This is a genomic window from Candidatus Rickettsia mendelii, assembly GCF_057543435.1.
This window is the reverse complement of sequence record NZ_BTGX01000014.1, coordinates 55,929-77,156: the sequence shown is the minus strand read 5'-3', so window position 1 is coordinate 77,156 and position 21,228 is coordinate 55,929. Positions and strand designations below refer to the sequence as shown.

Genomic DNA, 21,228 nt, shown 5'->3' with positions numbered 1-21,228 from the left:
AATTTTTAAGTAAAGATACAAAAAATTAGTTTTCGTATAATTCTACTAGATTTCTGCCCTAGCTAGAATGATATTGTAGACATTGCTAGAACCATATACCTAAATTCCTTCTATTAAACATACACATTTGTGTAAAGCTCATCTTCATTCGGTAGTGGTGAATTTTCTGAAAATTCTACCGCTTCTTTAATAATTTCTTTAATCGATTGCTCTATTTCCTTTAGATTTTTTTCATCAGCATAATTATTATCTAATATTATTTTTCGTATTCTTACTAATGGATCTTGCTCTTTATATTGCTCAACTTCTTCTTTGCTACGATATTTGGCTGGATCAGACATTGAATGTCCACGGTAACGATAAGTTTTTACCTCTAATATTAACTGGTAACTATTTTTTCTAACATATTCAGCAGCTTGCTTGGAATAATCATAAACTTCTTCAAAATCCATACCATTTAACTGAAATCCTTTTATACCAAATGATTCACCTTTTCTATAAAGATCACGTATAAAAGTAGAACGAGCAACGGAAGTGCCCATAGAATATTCATTATTTTCGATAATATAAAGTACCGGCAAACCCCATAAAGCAGCGATATTAAAGGCTTCATATACTTGTCCTTGATTAACTGCACCATCACCTAAAAAGGTAAAACAAATATTATTTGTGCCTAGATATTTTTCTGCAAAAGCAAGCCCTGTACCTATCGGTACCTGTGCACCCACTATACCATGTCCACCATAAAATTTATTTTGTACGTCAAATAAATGCATTGACCCACCCTTACCTTTTGAGCAACCTGTAGCTTTTCCCATAAGCTCAGCAAAGACATATTTAGGCTCAGTACCTGCTAAAATAATATGAGCATGATCACGATAGCTAGTAATAGTACTATCTTCCTTCTGCTTAATCATATTTACTGCAGAAATTACTGCTTCTTGCCCTATATATAAATGACAGAAACCGCCTATTTTCCCCATACTGTACTGCTGACCGCATTTCTCTTCAAAACGTCGTAGTAATAACATATTCTCAAAAGCTTTTATGTACTCTTCTTTTGTCGGTTTATATTTTCCTGGTTCAATCACTAAATAACTCCTTAAACTTATTTAAAATTTACAAAATATGGTACATGATCTGAAGGTGGCAACCAATCACGTGCTTCTGATAGTAAATTTATAGATAATAACATATCTTTTAAATTATTACTAATCCAAATATGATCTAATCTTCTACCTCTATTAGATTTTTTCCAATCTATATTTCTATAACTCCACCAAGTATAAAATTTTTTGTTAAGTGGTACAAAATGCCTAGCACTATCAATAAAACCTAACGAATTCTGTAATTCTATCAATAATGCGCGTTCAATATCTGTATGACTAACAACATTTCTCAGCTGCGTACTTGACCACACATCATGTACATACGGAGCAACATTTAAATCACCAGTAATGATAATCTTATCATTTTTAGTTCGGTTAGCAGTTAACCATTCATGTATTAGCCTTATATATTCTAGCTTATGCTTAAATTTTAGATTTATATTTATATCTGGTACATCACCGCCCGCAGGAACATAAAAATTATGTATTTCTATATCATTAATAATAGCTGCTATATGCCTTTTATCACTATTATATAATTCCAAAGAAAAAATATTCTTTAAAGGAAACTTAGAAATAATAGCAACACCATTATATGACTTTTGTCCTGAATATATTACATGTTCATAGCCCATATTTTTAATAACTTCAAGAGGAAATAAAAAATCACTTACTTTTGTTTCCTGCAATGCTATAACATCAGGTTGATACTCATACACTAACTTTTTTAATAAATTAAACCTTAGGCGTAGCGAATTAATATTCCAAGTAACTATCTTCATTTCACATCTTTACTTACTATTTCATCATCTTTTATAGCTGCATTTATTATTGCATCTCTAAAATAAATTATTTCAAGCTGATTTAAAGGATTCTTTATATCAATTTTGTCTTTTTCTTCTTCAGAAATCTTAACCATAGTATTACTTAATATAGCAAAATATAGATTATTAGGCAAAACATATCCTGCTGCACTTTGTATTCCTAAAGCTCTTCCTACACAATGCACCATTAAATGTTTAGAATCAAGATCGGTAAGAAAAATACCATATCCTGTATAAGTTTTACGTCCATCTATCTTCTTTGCTAAGAAATATTTAGTTGTCATAAATTTATATGATTTTTTAGACAAAACTTTTCCTTCATTTAATGCTCTATACCATTTAACAAGGTCAGCAGGAGTTGATATTATACCGCCATCTGCACAAGGAACTGCTAAAAAATCAACAGTTACAGGAGTAAATATAGGTTTATTGCTGTTATTCGGCGTCAAAAAATACCTTACAGGATAATTAGAACTCACTATATTTTTCTGAATTCTAGCAGCTTCACTATATGAAGCAAAACTAGTAGATTTCATATTAAGAGGTTTAAAAAATTCATCATAAAAAAAGCTTGCTAAATCTTTCTTAGCTACTTTTTCGATAATCATACCAAGTATAACAAAATTAGTATTACTATATTTAAACTTTTTACCTATAGGTATTTCCAAAGGCTTAGAAGCAACAAATTGTAATATTTTTTTGTTAATATCCTGCTTAGACATATTCAAATCAAGGTTTACAAAACTAAAATATTCAGCAATACCGCTACTATGCGTTAATAAATTATGAATAGATACCTTATATGCCCAATCTGGTACCTGTCCTCCCCACATTTCTAAATTAAGATATTTGTAAATTTTATCGTTAATATTTAATAATTCTTGTTCTTGTAATCTTAAAATCCCTGCCGCAGTAAAAGACTTTGTAGCAGAAGCAATAGGCATCATTTCATTTGCTTTTAATTGATCACCGTTTAAAGCAAAAATTCCTTTAGCACCAGTTAATAACAGTTTATTGCTATCGGCAAACATAAAAACGGCATTTAAAAATCTATTACTTAGGTATTCTTTTTCTGCCTCATTAATCCTTTGCTGAATATCTGCAAAACAATTAACACAATTAGTGATCAAAAAAACAAACAATAAAAAATATCTACAAATCATAATTTTAATACTCCTTAAACTTATCAGTAAAATAAAACGGTAACTTTGCTTCTAAATTAATTTTTTTACTAAAAACTTCTTTAGATAAATATATGTTGTTAGCATGTAAGAACATGTATTTACTATATGACATTATTTCTTTATGGCCATATTTATTATCACCAAGTATTGGACAACCTAATAATTTAGCGTGCAACCTTAGTTGATGCATTCTACCTGTAACCGGGGTAAATTCAATTAAAAATAAATTATTGTTAAGTGATTTAAGTAACTTATAATAAGTAATGGCAAGTTTGCCATTTTCATTGTTAATATCTGTAATTTTAGGTGTACTACCCTTACTTTTTTCTATATTGCTTCTAATTTCTCCTATATCTTGCATTGGTTTTCCATAAGTTATGGCAAGATATGTTTTTACAACCATTTTTTCTTTAAAAGCATTATGAAGCTTTACACTACTTAAATAATTTTTAGCAATTAAAAGCAAACCACTTGTTTCTTTATCTAACCTATGTACTAACTTAAAATCAGCTCCCTTATAATTCAAATATTTTAATGCAGCATCAATAGATACATTTATTTTACTACCACCTTGAGTAGCAAGCCCTGCAGGTTTATTTATAGCTATTAAATTATCGTCTTCATATATCAAATAACCCTTAATAATCTTCTCAGATAATTTAATTTCAGCATCAGTAAAAACTAACTTACTATTTTGCTTAACAGGTAAATTAAACTGATCCCTAATAAAGATTTTATCACCATCTACTACCCTTAATCTTGCTTCAACTTTACAAGAATTAACAGTAATTTGTTCCTGACGTAGTGCTTTCTCTATTACTCCTTGAGTTAATAATGGATATAAACGTTTTAAATATTTATCTAATCTAGAAGGCAGTGGAGTATTTACATTAATGATCATATTTTAAATAGAATCTAGGAACTTTTTATTTTAAAATAGCACCATATTACTATTGATAAAAGAACTACAGTACAAAACTGATGCATAAAAGCAATAACTATAGGCAGAGCATATAAAAGAGTAACTATTCCAGTAGATATTTGCATTAGCAAGATAATTATTAAACAATAAGCTACTTTATTTAATTTTAGATACCACGCTTTTAACAAAAAATTCCTAAAGCTATAATAATAGCAAACACACTATAGCCACCTAAACAACGCATGCATTGAATAAAAACCTGATCATAGCAATTTTTAAAGAAAAATAAATTACCTCTTATTTCTATCGGTACAAAAATACCACCCATCCATAGAAAACTATTATATGTAAGCCATGCATTAAGTCCTGGTACCAAAGCACCTAAAAAAAATTTGTCTATTATATTATAATAATAGCAAAAATACAGAATATTAAAGATAGTTTTAAATCTATTTGTGAAGTAATTAATAGAATATCACAATGACTTTTTATTAATTGATAGAAAAGTATGTGATAAATAACTAAGGCAATAATTAAATGAAAAGCAAGACAAAAATAGCTAGCATTAGGAATAATTCACTAAACTACTTTTCCATGTACCACTCTATAAAACCTTGTACACAAAATAACAATAAAGCAATTATATAACGTAGGACATTATGCTTTTTTATTATTCCTTTAAAATAAAAATACATTAAAGGTTAAGACATATATTAAAGCAGTAACTCTACCGAGTAAATGATATATAAACTCTAATAAATAAATTTAAATTGTGATAAGATCATTCCATAATTAACTAACTTATATTCAGGAAATACTTGATATTTAGCAAATTCTGCTTGCCAAACCTTAACCAAACGGTGTAGAATACCCGTTGCTTGACACTAAGATAAACCTGAACCTGTAATCCTTGTTATAACGCCTATAATGATCATAATTACGATATAATACAACATATAAAAAGCGATCTCATAATTAAACTTTTTTGCACTTATGTTGTGAAATTTATGTTTTGGATATTGAATTTTGGCAAATTCTTCTCGTCTAAATTGTGGCTTGCTACACTAGTGTTCAAATATCATTGCTATTGATATTATTTTAGCGAAAGGAAGAATCTAGACTCCATGCGTAAAATTTAACAGTAAACTTTTTGTAAGTTTTACAATATATTAAGCTTGCCTATGCTGGATTTTTGCTTTCATAGGCATGACATAAGAGTGATATGATAGGCAACAATACTGACTTAAGCATAGCAACATTACAGTAACCTTTTTAAGACTCAACACTCTTTTCTATTTCTACAATATTATTAGAAGAACGCTTACAATTTAACTTTCTATTACGATATCTACGCTTTGATGTCTTTTTTGCTGATACTTCTTCTGTTACCGCATTACTTTTTACAATCTGTGATTCTTCATGTGTAACATATATATTTGGCGTATCGTGCTCTACTGGCACCTTTATCTCTAGGTTTTTATTATTTTCTTCAAGTTTAACATTATTATTGCTATTAACCGTTTTCCACTTATGTTTGTTCTTGCGTAACTGTTCTTTTTTTGGTTCTTCTTCAGTATAATCAGTACTATGATTTTGAATCACTGGTTTAACATAATTAATATCATGGTTATTTTTCTTCAATAACTTTACTTTCTCAATTGAATAACTATCCGATGTAGCATTAGGATCAGAATAAAAATTAAGTTTTATATTATATTTTTCTTCAATAAATTTTATCTCTGAACGTTTATTATTAAGAAGATAAATTACCGAAGAAATATTAGTAAAAACATTTATTATATCAATATTTTCTTCAAAAATTTCATTCTCAATAGTACGCAAAATTAACATAGCATTAGATTCATTGGCTCTGATGACACCTTTACCGCTACAATGAGAACAAATTGTTGAATTAGTTTCCAAGAAAGATGAGCGTAATCTCTGCCTTGAAAATTCAAGTAACCCAAACTGACTAATGTTACCAGTTTGTATACGAGCGCGGTCACGACTTAAAAACTCTTTAAAAGATCGTTCAATAATTTTACGATTCTTTACTTCATTCATGTCTATAAAATCAACAACTATCAAACCAGATAGATCTCTGAGTTTCACTTGTCTTGCTACCTCTTTTGCTGCTTCCAAGTTAGTTTTTAACGCTGTTTCTTCAATATTTTTTTCAGAAGTTGATTTACCGGAATTTACATCAATTGAAATAAGAGCCTCAGTAGGATTAATAACAATATATCCTCCTGAAGGTAATGTTACGATAGGCTGATATAATTTAACTAATTGCTCTTCAACTTGAAACTTAGTAAATATAGGCGTTTTATTTTTATGTTCTTTAAGTTTTGAAAGATCTGAAGGTAATAAATCTTGCATAAATTTTGAAGCATCTTCATAGGCTTCATGCCCTTGAATCACTATTTCTTTAACATTATGATCACACATATCACGTATAGTTTTACGTATTATACCATCTTCTTCATGGATAAAACATGGAGCCGGAAACTTAATAGTATTTTTACGAATTTTATTCCATAATCTTGCTAAATAATTATAATCTTTCTTCAAATCTAAGGTACGGCTTCCTCTACCTGCAGTTCTAACAATTACACTGTAAGTACTTTTATCACCATTTACTATTTTATTTAAAATATTCTTAAGTCTTTTTCTTTCTTCTCCATTTGATATTTTACGCGATATACCATTTTGCAAACCTTTGTTAGGCATTAAAACACAATATTTACCAGCTAGAGATACATAAGTAGTAAAAGTAGCACATTTATTTCCTCGTTCTTCCTTAGTAACTTGTACCAATAATATTTGGTTTTTTCTTATTACTTCTTGCACTTTATACTGTTTATATTGCAGAACATTTTCGTCTTTGCTATTTTGAATAATTTCAATATCATCAGCTGCTTCTAAATTAAGTTCTGATTGAAATTTACTCTCTACCAAATCTTCTATGGTTTTTAGGTCAATCTCCTCACTATCAACTAAAGAATCATAGGCAACAGCTGGCATCTCCTCATTATCCTCAACTGTAATATTTGAAAGAGTGATTTCAGGAAATGCATTAATTGGAAAATTTTTTTCAGATGCAGGTAAATTATAATAGTTAGTATGAATTTCACTAAATGGTAAAAATCCACTTTTATCCATTCCATACTCTATAAAAACAGCTTGCAAAGATGGTTCTATCCTTGTTACTTTTGCTAGATAAATATTACCTTTATTCTGTTGTTTTGTGGTTGTTTGAAACTCAATATCCTCTATATTGCTGCTTTGTCCTAATAAAACCACCCTTGTTTCACTTGGGAAATTAGCATCAATTATAATCTTTTTACTCATTTATCTCGCTCACTAATTCGAAGAATAAATAATCAATATAATGCTTGTATTTTATAAGAAAAACCATTACTTGCCTTGTATTAATTTATCTTACCCATAATTAAAAAGCAAAAATGAAGCTCGTGACAGTTTTGTACTTATTTTAAAAGTTTAAATCCTGTTAAGTAAATTTCAAATAGTATTTCTTTTAAAATACTAAAAAATATATTATTATTTTTCTTACATTAAAATATTTTCACATCATATTTAATTAATTTAATTTTAGAAAAAATTAAATTATAATATACAAATTATAAATAAGGCTATCATACTTAATTAAAAGCTGATAATTTAAATTTAACTTGCAGTTATGTAAACACTTTATGATACTTATTAAAGTAAAGTCTTTCCTAATAATTATCCATATATACTTTAAAATAATGGAATTACAAATTTCTTTAATTATTAAAAATAAATATTTATACTAAGATATTTTTAATCTTAATCATTTAATTATGAGTTATATACCATGTATTTATGTTTAGCAAACACTTATTTATGACTTTAAAAAACGATTATAAAACTATTTTTTTCTCACTTTTAGGAATATTTATTTTTTCCTGTATTAACTCTATAAATTTTTATAACTTTAAAATTTTTTTATTAAAAAATAAAGGTTTAAGCGGGGAGCAAATTAATCATATAAATCAAACTAAGTTGATAGGACCAATAATTGCAAGCTTTGCTTTAACACAATTAATTAATAAATTAAGTAATAAAAAAATTATTCTAATTAGCTTAGCATTATTAATTATTTGTACAATAAACTTAATTATATTAAGTAATGACATCTTGATTAAAATTAATTTTATTTTAATTAATTTTGGAATATTTGCATATTTCACATCTACAACACTATACATTATTGAAAGTGCTAAAGAAAAAAAACATTTTGTCTTAGCTTGTGTAATATTACTATGGGCAGGTGGAAATTTAACAGTAGATTTACTAGGTCCATTCATACAACAGACAAATAATACTGTAATTATTTGTGCTTTGTTATACTGTATTAACATACTAACTGAATTTCTACATTATAATTCTACTCTCTATAAATTAAACTTAAATTCAAAATTTTCATCCTATAAATTAAACTTAAATTCAAAATTTTCATCTTTAATAAAAAATGCCGAATTACAATTATTGACAGGATTTGTAGTTTCTTATGTTACTCTAGATATATTATGGTACTATGAAGCTTTTGCATTAAAGAAAGAATTAGCATTAATTAACTTAGGATTAATACTTAAATATATTTTCCTAGCAATATGTTTCTCTATAATTCCTATGTCCTACATATTAAATAACGTAAACAAATATTTAGCCAATTTATTATTAACTATAACTTTACTCATATGTTTTATTTTACTGCCACAATATGGCACTAATAAAAACCTTAATATATTATATATTACACTAATTGGTAGTTGTTTAGGTTCAATTTTTATTTGCAATATTTTAATACTGATTGATAAATTTAGGGGCTATGAATTACGAACTGCTTTATTTTCATATTTTTCAATGTGTAGCATCGGTATATATGCTGGCGCTTTATCATCTCATGTGCCTTATGGCACTATTGACGGCAGTGATTTCTTATTTTCTGTTTTTGCTGTAGTTGGTAATTTTGTAGTTTATCATTTTTGGTATTTCATTAAGTATAAATTGTATAGATTCTAACTATCACTCCACATATATTTCTGATAAATGAATAATATAGAGAAAGCTTAATTTAAAAAAAAGCAAGCTCTCTGAATTTTTGACCACAACATAGGTATAAACATGATAATCAAAAGCGAGAAGGAGCATCACTAATTTTTTAAATTAAACAAATATATGTAATATTTTGTAATATAATATAACTTGTATAAACCAATACTAAATAATAGAATTTGGATAAATTTTTTATTTAATGTCCAAAATGCAGCAAAGCACATTATTAAAACCAGTGAGTTGTTACGGAATAGGTGTTCACTCAGGAAAGCGTATGCAGTTAACATTAGAGCCTGCAAAAGCAAATACTGGAATTATATTCATAAGAACTGATATATCATCTGAAATGAATTATATTGAAGCTAGTTATTTAAATGTTTCCGATACTGTATTATGTACTACTATAAGTAATAGTTATAAAGTGCAAGTTTCAACAATTGAACATTTAATGGCAGCACTTTGGGGGTGTGGAATTGATAATGCAATTATTAAAATTGATGGTCCTGAAGTTCCAATAATGGATGGTAGTAGCAAACCTTTTGTATTTATGATTGAATGCGCGGGTAGAAAGCTACAGAATGCTCCTAAAAAATATCTAAAAATTTTAAAAGAAATAAAAGTATCACATAAAGATTGCGAATTATTTTGTGTACCTTCTGATTACATGACAGTAGATTTAACTATTGATTTTAGTAGTAAAGCTATAGGTAAACAAAATCTAATCTTTTCAAATTTTCCAAGCCAAGAATTTTTTACTAAAAATATTGCTGATGCTCGGACTTTTGGTTTTATAAAAGATGTTAATTATTTAAAAAGCAAAGGGCTTGCACAAGGTGCTTCATTTGAGAATGCTATAGGAATAGATGATCAAGATAAAGTCTTAAATCCTAATGGCTTGCGTTATAAAGATGAGTTTGTTCGCCATAAGTTATTAGATTTATTAGGTGATTTATATAATATTGGTACTAATATTGTGAGTACAATTAACGGTTACAAAACCAGTCATACTCTTAATAATGAATTACTACATAAAATATTTAGTGATGCTACATCTTATAAATTTGTTACTGCTAATGAGCTATAATAAAATATAACTATATTTTACCTTCTCAAAGATTGCCGTTTTTTACTCATCATAGCACGTGCAAGCAGGCTATATTCCGTAGTTTGACTTGGACTTGGATGCTCATAAAACGGGTTCATTATTCTTTTAACATCATCAACATAGCTTTCTTTTTTACTACCCAGTATTTTATCATCTAACATTATTTTATTTTCCTTAAGGAAAGTCTCAAATCCGTTTTTCTTTACTTCTATATTAAAATTATTCTTTATCTCTTTAAATTTTTGTAGTTTGTCTTCACCTTTCATAGTCCAATAATTCTTATCTGTTATTAATTTTTTTAAAACCTGTGTTTGTATAATCTGCTTCTTAGTATAATCCTCTAACTGTTCTAAATTTTTATATCTTGGAGTATCTTTTTTCTTATATTCTTCATTTATATTTAATTTAAATAGTGTTTTAATTCCTATTTTTTCTTTTTCAGTAAGGCCATCGACAATTAACGAGGTTGCAGTTAATACACCGTAACCTGTAGCTTTCAAAATCTCAATCACATTACCACTAGCACCTTTAATAATAGAAGCAACCATATTCGTTGCACTACCTAAGTTATTGCCTAATATTTGTCCAGTACTTTTCAATTTATTTATATTTAACTGATACTTATCTTTAGTATAATCTTTACTTTCTGTCGGTGCTGTATATAATTCATTTTTTAAAAAATTACTTAAATTTGGTTCTAACAATAATATATAATCTTGTTGACTCTTAGCATTCCTATTATGTACTAATAAATTATTCTCTTTATGAAGTTTACGCAAATTACGTACTTTCAAAGTTTCGTTTATAGCTTTAATTCCTAAATTGAGTGCAGAAATAATGGCTACACTTATAATTACAGGCGATATAGGAGTAAAAAGCCCAGAAACTGCAATTACTATAGAAGCTAAAGAAACTGCATAGCTTAAGCTGTTACTAAATAATATTTTACCGATTTTGCTCTCTCTAAAGTTAGTCCAGTGAGTTTTTAACTTAGCAAAGATTTCTCCAATACTTAATTTTTTTGAATCAGACATTTATTTTTCTTTTCAAGGAATAAGATTTTTATAATTTTTTTTGTTCATTTATTTAATTAGACTTATATTACAATTTGAATTGTAATATAAGTCTAATTAAAAGGAAATAAAAATAAATGTTCGAAAAAAAATTAAATAAAATTGTTGCAGCTATTTTACTTGCTGCTTTCATTGCGGTGATGGTTAGATTCATTGCCAATATACTATACAAACCTAATTTACAAACTCTGAATCGAGGTTATAGCATTACAATTCAAGAAGCAGCTCAAAATAATATAGAAACATCCCAAGCATCAGTAAATATACGAGAATTAATGAAAAGTGCTAACGCTGATAATGGGCAACAGATAGCCAAAAAATGTTTAATGTGTCATTCACTTGGCAAAGATAGCCTAAACAAAATAGGGCCACACCTTTGGGACGTGGCAAATCGTCCTAAAGCGAGTATAGCAGATTACAAATATTCCCCTGCTCTGTTAAGTCTTGGTGGAGTGTGGGATGATGAAAGCTTATTTGCTTTTTTACATAAACCAAGTAACTACGTTCCAGGTACTAAAATGTCTTTTGCTGGTTTATCACAATCACAAGACATAGCTGACGTAATATTATTTTTAAAAACTTATGTTCAGGATAAATAATTATCTTATCAAAATATGGTTAATAATAGGCATAATCTGCTTAGTTTAGTTATTGGATTCTTATCTTTGTGATTTTGAAAAGTATTATAAAATGCTTTTGTAGTGTATAACTACCATATTAACTTACAAAGCCAAATAATGATTTCTGGCGTCTCCCTCCTATAATATATCACACTTACCTCTAAAAATATGTTTTACACTAAAAACTAATAAAACTGAAAATTATTCAGGTGTGATAAATACAGATGCTGAAGTTTATAGTGTCATAATTTCCTCAAATGTTATATAAAATAGTTCATTATTATTATGAATTAATACAAAATGAAGAAGCAAGTCAGAGATGAAGCTTTAAAGTTTAAGGAAATATATTAACATATTCTAAACATAAAACTACTAATATAAATTATAATTTTAAATACTTTTATCAAACTAATAATTTTATTGCATAGCTTTTATTCCATTTTAGCTAAAAGCTTGAATCTAGAAAAAATAGGTTATAATACAAAATTTGCTTTTCATAGCCTTTATTGGATTCCTACTTTTAGCTAGAACTACATAAAGGAGTCTCAATAATGTTATTTGCAGTACCATATTTTACTAAAATACATTAGTATTTTTAAATAACCTATTTTGTTGCAAAAGTAAAATTTTTGTGTACTATAGATTATATACTTAATGAAGTTTAAGTAGGGAAAATAAATAATTAAAAATATCTTAATTTGCATTTTTTTCTTATTTCAATATTTTACTTGTCACTATCCTTAAAATTCTAGGAATTGATTTAATATAACGAAATATAAAAAAATAATTCTTCAAGAATGGAACATATAAAACTTGTCAAATCAAGAAACTTTAGCTCTTCTTTATAAAGAAGATGACATAAAAGAATGTCTTGTATCTTTTTATCATCCTCAAATATTGACATATACTTATAAAAATGAACATTTCTATGAAAATTTACCTTTATAATTAAACTTATTTCAAAAAAATAATACGCCTAATCTTTCTGAAAAACTTGTATATAATATTCTTTCAAAAATAGTAAAAAATACTACAAGTAATATGTCTACATTCCAGAATGTTGAAGGCTATATACTTACGTTCCAGCTAAAAATACTATATGATCATATGTGTAATAGAAACACTCAAAAAGTTTAATTGGTTTTACAGTAGAAAATGTACCATTCTTATTGCATCAGATAAAAATTAATGATTTGATAGCAATAAAAGTAATTAAATTATATATTATCAATATTTTAAATAATACTAATAATAAAGAGAAATAACTTATAAAAAACTAAAATTAGCTTTGAAAAGAAGAAATTCAGAATTATTAATTAGTATATAGTAAATTTCATGGTAATTTGGTGGTAGCTTTAAACTATGTAATTAGGGGAAAATAGAAGTACGTTGATAAATGAATCAATATAAATCCCAATTACAAAAATTTTCCTTACATTAAAAGAAGATAATTTAGAACTTTTACCAAAGTTACATGAAAATATTAATATTAAATCTGAAAATCACAAGTATTGCTATAAGATAATAGCACAAAAGTATAATGTTGAACTAGTTCAATAGGTTATTACATGGCTAAAAATTTAATATTACTTCAAATATTATTCAGTCTGAATTAAGTGAATCTATTGAAGTGAGTAACTTGGAATATGATACTATAGCTGTAATAGGAGCAGAAGCTACTCCCTGATTTTATTCCACTTGATGAATAATATTGACATTGCTCACATGGTTCTTAATTTCAGCAAAAGTATTAATAACATAGAATAGCAGCACACTAACAAGGTTATATTAAGACGTAGAATAATACCGATTATTTACTTATAATAGACTGCTAAATCAATTATTGATCTTCAAATATTTTCTTTCAGCCAGTCAAAAACCTTTTTAACCAAACTACTATTTTCATCTAATTTAATATGAGCAAATTCTTTTTGCTGTTTTAGTGCATGAATTTTTAGCATCCCTATAGTTGCTGAATACATAGATGGATTATAATCCTCTGTAAAACCATCAATAATCTCAGGTTTACCAATTCTACTCTGCTTTTCAAAAATTCTACTCGAAAGTTCTTTAACTCCTCTCAGCATCGACCCACCGCCAGTAATTATAACTCTAAAAACTTCGAATTGCCCCTTTGTTGCTTTATCATATTCAGATTTTACCATTAATAATATTTCTTCAGCTCGTGCTCTTATTACTTCAGCTAGCTTATAAATTGTTACCGATATATTTAAATTATAATGAGTATCAACTTGAAAATCATCAATATTTATAATACTGTCTTTATCAAATGAAGATAAAATTGCATTACCATATAAAATCTTTAATTTTTCAGCTGTAGCAAGATCGATACCAAAAACTTTAGCAATATCAGCGCTAATATGAAAACTACCTATAGTTAGGTATCCTGTATATATTAATTTACCAGCAAAAAATATACCAAGAGAAGTAGTTTTATCACCTATATCTATAATAAGTGATCCTAGATTCTTTTCATCATTTGTAAGACAAGCTATAGCAGAGGCATAAATTGCTAGCGTAATATTTGTAACTTCAACATGACATTTGGCAAAGCATTGTACAATATTTGATAACATATTTGAACTAGCTGCAATAACATGTAATTCACAACTAAGCTCTCTACCATACATACCTATAGGATTTTCGACTGAATGATTATCAAGAGTAAATTCAAGAGGAAAATAATGAATAATTTCTTGACTTTTAACTTTAAACTCTAGTAATGCTTTTTGTAGCAACTTTTTAATGTCTTGCTCCGTTACTGTTTGTCCGCTAACTTTAATAGTATAATTTATGTAATAAGATTTAGTACCAGCACCTGATAACGATAATATAACTTTTTTTATATTTTTACCGCAATCTTTTTCAAGTGCATAAATTGCTGATACAATACTGCTTTCAGCATTTTTTAGATCTAATATAACACCTGATTTAATACCTTTAGAATGATGTAAATTTTGGCCTGCTACTTTAATTTCACCCTTTTTACTAATATAGGCAGCAATTACAGCAATCTTACTACTGCCAAAATCAAGTGCAACAAAATTTGATATTTTCTCGTTCATTTTTTAGTTCTAATTATTATTAGATTGCTTTCTAAACTCATGCATAAAGAGGAATTTGGAAGAAACACAAAAACTTGATCCACAGACTTACACAAGTACGTGATGATTCAAGCACCAGATCAATATACAAATTGCCTCTAGAAAGAGAGTTTCTAAAGAAGTCTAATATTTTTTAATATAATATTTACTTCTATCTCTCAAATCTAAAACCTTATAATTTTGGTTAAATAATTTGTTAGCTTTATTCAAAGCATCTATATATTTAAATGCCTTTTCAGAATTCTTTTCAGGTAACTTAATGTTTATACCACCTTTAAGATTTAAATCCCATCTTCTATCTCCACACCGTACAGCAGCTAGAGTTTTATTCATCAATGCCGGATATTTTTGTAATTCATTTACTAATTTACTAGCATAGATATTTGCTCCTTCTCCTACTACATGTAATAAATGAGGAAAAGCCTGAATATTCTTACTAATTTTATAACCTTCTTCATCAATTAAAAAAAGTTTATTATTAATCTGCCAAATAGCAGTAGGTTCTCTCTCAAATAATTTTATATATATTGTATTTGGCAATTTTCGACCGATATATACTTCCTTAATCCACTTATTTTTTTTTAAATTATTCCTAATCTCATCTAATTTAAGAGCAAAAATAGGGCTACCTTTATTTGCATTTAAAACCTTTAATATACTAGCTTCATCGACATTTTGTTGCCCAACAATTACAACATTGCTAAGACTAAAGCCAAGTTTAGTTGTTGCTTGATATATATTATATGTTAAGTAAGTTTTTAACGAAGCAAAATATTTTGTAAAGATAAACAAACATAAAAAAATAACTAAAGCAATTTTAAATAGTAATACTGTATTTGTATAAATTAATGTAAGTTTTCTACGTAATGATATATTATTAGTTTTTTTTACCTTATTTTTTTTATTTGAGCTTATTTTTTTCCTCATGAGTCAAAGCTTGAAGTCTTTAAAATTTCTTCAATTAAGCTAGTAAAATCTATCCCGGCATAAGCTGCGATTTCTGGTACTATCGATAAAGGTGTCATACCTGGGTGAGTATTTATTTCTAATGCAAATAATCTATTTGTTACTGTTTCTAAAATAAATTCTACTCTAACAGGACCTTTGCAGTTCATAGCTTTATAAATCTTCTCTGACTCTATAAGTAATTTATCATATAAATCAGAAAGCAATGGAGCAGGGCATAAATGCTTAGCAAATCCTTCATTATATTTAGCTTCATAATCATAAAAACGATTTTTTAGTAACTTAATTTCGAGTGCGCCAAGAGCCTTACCATTTAACACTGCGACTTGTAATTCACGCCCTATGATATACCGTTCTATTATTATCTGATCGCCATAAGGAAAATTATAATCAGCAAAGTTAAAGTCATCTTCTTTAAATATCACTTCAACTCCAATACTTGACCCTTGAGCAAGAGGCTTAATTACATATGGCCGCTTCATAGGATCAACTATAATATGATCACTCCTATTTATAACAATGCTTTCTGCCATATTAATATTATTTATTAAAAACAAATTTCTAGACTGTATTTTATCTAATGCTAAGCTAGATGCTAAAACTCCGCTGTGAGTGTATGGAATTCGCATAATATTAAGTAGCCCTGGCAAACAACCATCCTCACCATATGTACCGTGCAAGCAGTTAAAAACGATATCGGGTTTTATTTCTTGTAATTTAATTGCAATATCAGCTCCCATATCAATAAATGTCACTTTATACCCTGCTTCTATTAAAGCCTTACTAACACCATTAGCTGATAACAAAGATACTTCCCGTTCAGCAGACATTCCGCCTGCAACTAGTGCTATATGTTTTTGACCTCTATCATTTAAAGCTTTTACTTTAGAAGTTGGTGTCCAATAAGTTTGATAATTAGGCATGCTTTCCTATTCTTTTTATTTCCCATTCTAATTTAATACCACTATCTTCAAGTACTTTTTGCCTAACAAAATTACCTAAATTTTCTAGATCCTTGGCAGTAGCTTTTCCATGATTTATCATAAAATTACAATGAAGCTGCGAGATAGCAGCATCACCTATTCTATAACCTCTAAGTCCTGCTTTTTCAATAAGCTGCCAAGCTTTGAATTTACCAGGATTTGCAAAAGTACTACCGCCTGTGCGTTCTTTAATAGGCTGTGTAAGTGATCTTGTGCTATTTATTTGATTCATTCGGGCTAATACCTTCTCGCTATCATCTTTATTAACTTTAAAAATGCCTTTAAGTATAATTAAATCTTTTGGTAAATTATTACCACGATATTTAAAACCGATGTCTTCATTCGAGAATGTTAAAAGCTTTCCTGAATAATCAAGTGCTTCGACTTTAACTATAATATCCTTGAATTCAGAACCATAAGCACCAGCATTCATAGCAATACCGCCGCCAATAGTTCCTGGAATACCTACTAAAAATTCAAAACCACTAATAGCATTAACTTGACAAAATTTAACTAAATTATAATTAAGACAGCTACTACCAACTACCAAATGATTGCCATTGCTAAAATCAATATTACTAAAATTTTGACCAAGCTTTATAACACATCCTGCTATACCACCATCTCTAATAATAATATTAGAACCTGCGCCAAGAATTGTTATAGATAATCTTTGCTTATTTTGTTTCAAGAAATTTACTAGATCATCTACATCAAAAGGTTTAAAAAAAATTTCGGCATTACCTCCTACTTTAAACCATGTTAAATGTTTTAAATTATAATCCTTTTTGTACTCGCCTTTTACTATAGGTAAAGTCATAGTAAATTACCAAATTTTTTAGATAGTTCATTAGTAAAGGTTGAAATATTGCCAGCCCCCATTACAATTATCATATCACCTGGAGATGCTTTGCTTACTATAACTTCTATAATACTATGCAGCTCTGCTAAAAAATTTACTTGGTTATGATGCCTATTTTCAATAATTTTATTAACTAAACTTTGTCCTGTAATACCATCTATAGGGTTTTCTCCTGCAGCATATATATCAGTAATATAAAGTATATCAGCATCATTAAAACAACTCATAAAATCATCAAATAAATTCTGTATTCTTGAATATCTATGAGGCTGAAAAATAGCAATTACTTTACCATTTTGTTTATTTGCTATATCTTTAGCTGTAGCAAGCACGGCTTTGATTTCTTCAGGATGATGAGCATAATCATCAATAATTAAGGCTTGATTATATTCAGCTACCTTAGTAAATCTTCTCTTTACGCCTTTAAAATTATTAAAACCGTTTTTGATAGCTTTAATACCGAAATCTAATTCTATACCAACAGTGATTGCAGCTAAGCTATTTAAAATATTATGTCTTCCTGGAGTTGGAATAGTAATGTTTTCGATGATCGTTACACCATTTACATTCGGCAAACTAATTTTTATATCAAAAGTAGAAGATGCAATATCAGCACTAATATTAAATGCCCTAATATGAGCATCATCTGAATCAATTCCATAAGTAATAATTTTTCTCTCAGTAATACTATTTACTAGCTTACGAACTATTTTATGATCAATACAACAAACTGCAAAACCATAAAATGGCAAATTAGTAATAAAAGTTCTAAATGCATTAATTAATGTTTCAAAATCTTTATAATGATCTAAATGTTCTGGATCAATATTAGTGATTATTGCAATAGTAGAAGGTATATGGATAAACGTCTCATCAGATTCATCAGCTTCTGCAATTAAATAATCACTTGAACCAAGATATGCATTTGCTGATCTGTTATTGATAATGCCACCATTAATAACTGTAGGACATAAACCAGCCGCTTCAAATAAACAAGCAACTAAAGAAGTAGTAGTAGTTTTACCGTGTGACCCAGAAATTGCTACTGAACATTTCAATCTCATAAGCTCTGCTAGCATTTCCGCACGTCTAATAATTGGTATTTTACGCTCTAAAGCTTCCTTTATCTCAGGATTATTTGGACTAATTGCTGATGAAATAACAACATATGAAACATTAGTAATGTTTTGTGCTGCATGCCCCAAAAATATTTTGATACCGTATGATTCTAGCCTTTTAGTATTATAATTTTCTACTAAATCAGAACCTTGTACTTTATAGCCAAGATTATGTAATATTTCGGCAATACCACTCATGCCAATACCACCGATACCTATAAAATGTATAGTTTCTAAAGTTTTATTAGCTTTTTTTAATTCAAGTAACAACATCTTAGTTATCAATTATTTAAATTTGAGTTCTGCATATAGGTTTTTAGAGCCATTGTCAAGTTATTAAAAGACATTGAATATGTTTTCTGACATGCAACAACATTGATCAATGCACAGTATAACATATAATCTAAATTTTTTCTATTCGATCAAATGTTGCTCCGGAATAGAAATTTCCTTGTAGCCCACCAACTTTTAGATCAATTAAAAATTTAGCTATTTCTCCATTTTCTACAAATTCGGCTACTGTTTCAATACCTAAATCTTCTGAAATTTTAATGAGTCTTTCTATAAAATATCTGCTTTGCACATTACTTGTAATACTACGTACATATTTACCATCAATTTTAATGATATCAATAGGTAAGCCTTGAAGTTGTTTAAAAGAAGTAAAACCTGAACCAAAATCATCTAATGCAAATTTACATCTGTATTTACGTAGCTTATTAATAAATAAAGTTATTTTATCATAATTCTCATTAAAAGAAGTTTCTGTAATTTCAATAATTAAACGATCCTGAATATCATGAGTTTTTAATAAATTTTCTGCTATTTCCCATAATGCTTCATCAGTTGTTCCTATATTTGAAATGTTAACAGCTAATGTTAAATTAGGGTTTTGTGCAAGCTCATTAATAGTCATTTCTAAAATGATCTGATCAATTATAAAAATCAATCCTTTATTTTCAGCAATAGGAATTATTGGACCTACTGAAATATAAACGCCGCTTTCATCAGGAATACGAAGTAGACATTCATAATAATGAATTTTCATGGTACTGCGATCTATTATAGGCTGATAAGCAAATCGTATAGTCTTTTTTGCTAAAGCACGTCTTAGCAAATTAAGTTGAAGATTAAATTTTCTTATATTTTCTAAATCATGTTCATCATGATTATATTCACAATAATAATTATTATTATTATTCTGTGAAAGTAACATATTTAGTATTTTTTCAATTTGCCTAGCATTATTACTTATTTTTGGAAATTTAATACTAGCAATATAACAATTCATATAAACTGCTGGCTTCTGTTCATTAATATAAAGTTGTGAAAATAAATATAATTTCCTAACAAAATTTTTAATTAAATCAGAATCAGTAGTATTTAAGATAAACAATATTCTATCTTTCTGTATTTTTTTAAATTTCAAAAAAAAATTGAGCTCTTTACTTACATTTTCAATAATTTGCTCTAAATCTTTAATTATAAAGTGTTGATCTTGTTCTATAAATTCAATTTCATCATAATTAACTAACCTACAAGCTAAACATACACCTTTTTTCAGCTTATCTATCTCATCTTGCAAATCTTTGTAATACATTATTAATTCTGACATTAACATTTTTATTATAAAATTATATACTTAAGGATATTAAGACATTTTTACTATAAATAAAATAAAAATATGAGTCGTATAGAAAGGATAAAGAAAAAATTAAGTGTGTTAAAACCACATTTTTATGAAATAATAGATGAAAGTCATAAACATGTTAATCATTATGATGGTATAGAAAGTCATATTAAAATAAAGATTTCTGCAGAATTATTACAAGGTAAAAGCTTAATTGAAAACCACCGTACTATTAATAATTTACTTGTCAATGAATTTAAGAATGGGCTACATGCATTATCGATAGAGGTACTATAAAAACAAAATTATATTCTAATATGGTAGGTAAAATCGTTGTACAAAGAGCTGTAATATAATCAGAAATAAAACACTTAAAGAATATTACATTACTTGTATAGAATTCAAAAAATTACAAAATTTAGTACTAAAGTTATAATAAAGAACTAAATCAGAGCTCAAGTAAAGTAGTAAAAATAAATAATATAATTTGTGTATATAAAAAGTTAAAAGATGTCTATATAGCTTGTAAATTAGAGAGCAATCCTTGTATTGCTAACTTAGCATAATATTTATCAAGCATCTTTAACCTCCACGTAAGCCAATT

16 protein-coding genes and 1 pseudogene are annotated in these 21,228 nt (G+C 27.7%); 4 read left to right on the top strand and 13 right to left on the bottom strand.

Features of this window, described 5'->3' with window-relative positions:
• Positions 1–113: 113 nt before the first annotated feature.
• From pdhA to AC27F4_RS02650, 6 genes and pseudogenes are all read right to left on the bottom strand, one after another.
• Positions 114–1,091 (bottom strand): pyruvate dehydrogenase (acetyl-transferring) E1 component subunit alpha, encoded by a 978-nt coding sequence (gene pdhA / locus AC27F4_RS02675; RefSeq protein WP_487061834.1) that lies wholly within the window; start codon positions 1,089–1,091, stop codon positions 114–116.
• Positions 1,092–1,108: 17 nt separating this feature from the next.
• Positions 1,109–1,891: an exodeoxyribonuclease III gene (gene xth / locus AC27F4_RS02670; RefSeq protein ID WP_487061832.1), complete on the bottom strand. Its 783-nt coding sequence runs from the start codon at positions 1,889–1,891 to the stop codon at positions 1,109–1,111.
• Positions 1,888–3,096 carry a serine hydrolase domain-containing protein gene (locus AC27F4_RS02665; RefSeq protein WP_487061830.1) on the bottom strand — a complete coding sequence of 403 codons (1,209 nt, stop codon included), beginning with the start codon at positions 3,094–3,096 and terminating at the stop codon, positions 1,888–1,890. The genes xth and AC27F4_RS02665 overlap by 4 nt, the downstream gene beginning before the upstream one ends.
• 4 nt (positions 3,097–3,100) lie before the next feature.
• Positions 3,101–4,018 (bottom strand): RluA family pseudouridine synthase, encoded by a 918-nt coding sequence (locus AC27F4_RS02660; RefSeq protein WP_487061828.1) that lies wholly within the window; start codon positions 4,016–4,018, stop codon positions 3,101–3,103.
• A gap of 14 nt (positions 4,019–4,032) precedes the next feature.
• Positions 4,033–5,030 (bottom strand): annotated as a pseudogene (locus tag AC27F4_RS02655) (COX15/CtaA family protein).
• Between the two features lie 281 nt (positions 5,031–5,311).
• Positions 5,312–7,390 carry an Rne/Rng family ribonuclease gene (locus tag AC27F4_RS02650; RefSeq protein ID WP_487061826.1) on the bottom strand — a complete coding sequence of 693 codons (2,079 nt, stop codon included), beginning with the start codon at positions 7,388–7,390 and terminating at the stop codon, positions 5,312–5,314.
• A 537-nt stretch (positions 7,391–7,927) separates the two neighbouring features.
• Here AC27F4_RS02650 and AC27F4_RS02645 point away from each other — a divergent pair.
• Together AC27F4_RS02645 and lpxC are read left to right on the top strand one after the other, a co-directional pair.
• Complete coding sequence (locus AC27F4_RS02645; RefSeq protein ID WP_487061824.1) at positions 7,928–9,109, top strand: MFS transporter; 1,182 nt, start codon at positions 7,928–7,930, stop codon at positions 9,107–9,109.
• Between the two features lie 241 nt (positions 9,110–9,350).
• Entirely contained in the window at positions 9,351–10,226 is an 876-nt protein-coding gene (gene lpxC, locus AC27F4_RS02640; protein ID WP_487061822.1) for a UDP-3-O-acyl-N-acetylglucosamine deacetylase, read from the top strand.
• Positions 10,227–10,243: 17 nt separating this feature from the next.
• On the opposite strand, the gene AC27F4_RS02635 is transcribed toward lpxC, so the two are convergent.
• Positions 10,244–11,281, bottom strand: coding sequence for a hypothetical protein (locus tag AC27F4_RS02635; RefSeq protein WP_487061820.1), 1,038 nt, complete (start codon positions 11,279–11,281; stop codon positions 10,244–10,246).
• Positions 11,282–11,397: 116 nt separating this feature from the next.
• On the opposite strand from AC27F4_RS02635, the gene AC27F4_RS02630 reads away from it, so the two are divergent.
• Positions 11,398–11,919 carry a c-type cytochrome gene (locus AC27F4_RS02630; protein ID WP_487061818.1) on the top strand — a complete coding sequence of 174 codons (522 nt, stop codon included), beginning with the start codon at positions 11,398–11,400 and terminating at the stop codon, positions 11,917–11,919.
• 1,871 nt (positions 11,920–13,790) lie between these two features.
• Here the strand turns inward: AC27F4_RS02630 and ftsA are convergent.
• The 6 genes from ftsA to AC27F4_RS02600 form a co-directional block, all read right to left on the bottom strand.
• Positions 13,791–15,026 carry a cell division protein FtsA gene (ftsA, locus tag AC27F4_RS02625; protein ID WP_487061816.1) on the bottom strand — a complete coding sequence of 412 codons (1,236 nt, stop codon included), beginning with the start codon at positions 15,024–15,026 and terminating at the stop codon, positions 13,791–13,793.
• A 162-nt stretch (positions 15,027–15,188) separates the two neighbouring features.
• The gene (locus AC27F4_RS02620; RefSeq protein ID WP_487061814.1) at positions 15,189–15,992 is read right to left on the bottom strand and encodes a cell division protein FtsQ/DivIB; all 804 of its coding nucleotides are present in this window, start codon (positions 15,990–15,992) and stop codon (positions 15,189–15,191) included.
• On the bottom strand, positions 15,989–16,954 hold the full coding sequence (locus tag AC27F4_RS02615) for a D-alanine--D-alanine ligase (RefSeq protein ID WP_487061812.1): 966 nt from the start codon (positions 16,952–16,954) through the stop codon (positions 15,989–15,991). Before AC27F4_RS02615 ends, AC27F4_RS02620 begins: the two co-directional genes overlap by 4 nt.
• Entirely contained in the window at positions 16,947–17,834 is an 888-nt protein-coding gene (murB, locus tag AC27F4_RS02610; RefSeq protein ID WP_487061810.1) for a UDP-N-acetylmuramate dehydrogenase, read from the bottom strand. Before murB ends, AC27F4_RS02615 begins: the two co-directional genes overlap by 8 nt.
• Positions 17,831–19,267 carry a UDP-N-acetylmuramate--L-alanine ligase gene (gene murC, locus AC27F4_RS02605; RefSeq protein WP_487061808.1) on the bottom strand — a complete coding sequence of 479 codons (1,437 nt, stop codon included), beginning with the start codon at positions 19,265–19,267 and terminating at the stop codon, positions 17,831–17,833. The genes murB and murC overlap by 4 nt, the downstream gene beginning before the upstream one ends.
• A 130-nt stretch (positions 19,268–19,397) precedes the next feature.
• Positions 19,398–20,624 (bottom strand): EAL domain-containing protein, encoded by a 1,227-nt coding sequence (locus AC27F4_RS02600; protein WP_487061863.1) that lies wholly within the window; start codon positions 20,622–20,624, stop codon positions 19,398–19,400.
• Positions 20,625–20,678: 54 nt separating this feature from the next.
• On the opposite strand from AC27F4_RS02600, the gene AC27F4_RS02595 reads away from it, so the two are divergent.
• Complete coding sequence (locus AC27F4_RS02595) at positions 20,679–20,921, top strand: BolA family protein (RefSeq protein ID WP_487061806.1); 243 nt, start codon at positions 20,679–20,681, stop codon at positions 20,919–20,921.
• The last annotated feature ends 307 nt before the right edge of the window (positions 20,922–21,228 follow it).

Bases quoted from the DNA above. Each gene is read 5' to 3' on its own strand.
- AC27F4_RS02630 (WP_487061818.1), top strand. From the start codon at position 11,398: ATGTTCGAAAAAAAATTAAATAAAATTGTTGCAGCTATTTTACTTGCT.
- lpxC (WP_487061822.1), top strand. From the start codon at position 9,351: ATGCAGCAAAGCACATTATTAAAACCAGTGAGTTGTTACGGAATAGGT.
- murC (WP_487061808.1), bottom strand. From the start codon at position 19,267: ATGTTGTTACTTGAATTAAAAAAAGCTAATAAAACTTTAGAAACTATA.
- AC27F4_RS02665 (WP_487061830.1), bottom strand. From the start codon at position 3,096: ATGATTTGTAGATATTTTTTATTGTTTGTTTTTTTGATCACTAATTGT.
- AC27F4_RS02615 (WP_487061812.1), bottom strand. From the start codon at position 16,954: ATGCCTAATTATCAAACTTATTGGACACCAACTTCTAAAGTAAAAGCT.
- AC27F4_RS02650 (WP_487061826.1), bottom strand. From the start codon at position 7,390: ATGAGTAAAAAGATTATAATTGATGCTAATTTCCCAAGTGAAACAAGG.
- xth (WP_487061832.1), bottom strand. From the start codon at position 1,891: ATGAAGATAGTTACTTGGAATATTAATTCGCTACGCCTAAGGTTTAAT.
- AC27F4_RS02635 (WP_487061820.1), bottom strand. From the start codon at position 11,281: ATGTCTGATTCAAAAAAATTAAGTATTGGAGAAATCTTTGCTAAGTTA.
- AC27F4_RS02595 (WP_487061806.1), top strand. From the start codon at position 20,679: ATGAGTCGTATAGAAAGGATAAAGAAAAAATTAAGTGTGTTAAAACCA.
- murB (WP_487061810.1), bottom strand. From the start codon at position 17,834: ATGACTTTACCTATAGTAAAAGGCGAGTACAAAAAGGATTATAATTTA.
- AC27F4_RS02660 (WP_487061828.1), bottom strand. From the start codon at position 4,018: ATGATCATTAATGTAAATACTCCACTGCCTTCTAGATTAGATAAATAT.
- AC27F4_RS02620 (WP_487061814.1), bottom strand. From the start codon at position 15,992: ATGAGGAAAAAAATAAGCTCAAATAAAAAAAATAAGGTAAAAAAAACT.
- ftsA (WP_487061816.1), bottom strand. From the start codon at position 15,026: ATGAACGAGAAAATATCAAATTTTGTTGCACTTGATTTTGGCAGTAGT.
- AC27F4_RS02645 (WP_487061824.1), top strand. From the start codon at position 7,928: ATGACTTTAAAAAACGATTATAAAACTATTTTTTTCTCACTTTTAGGA.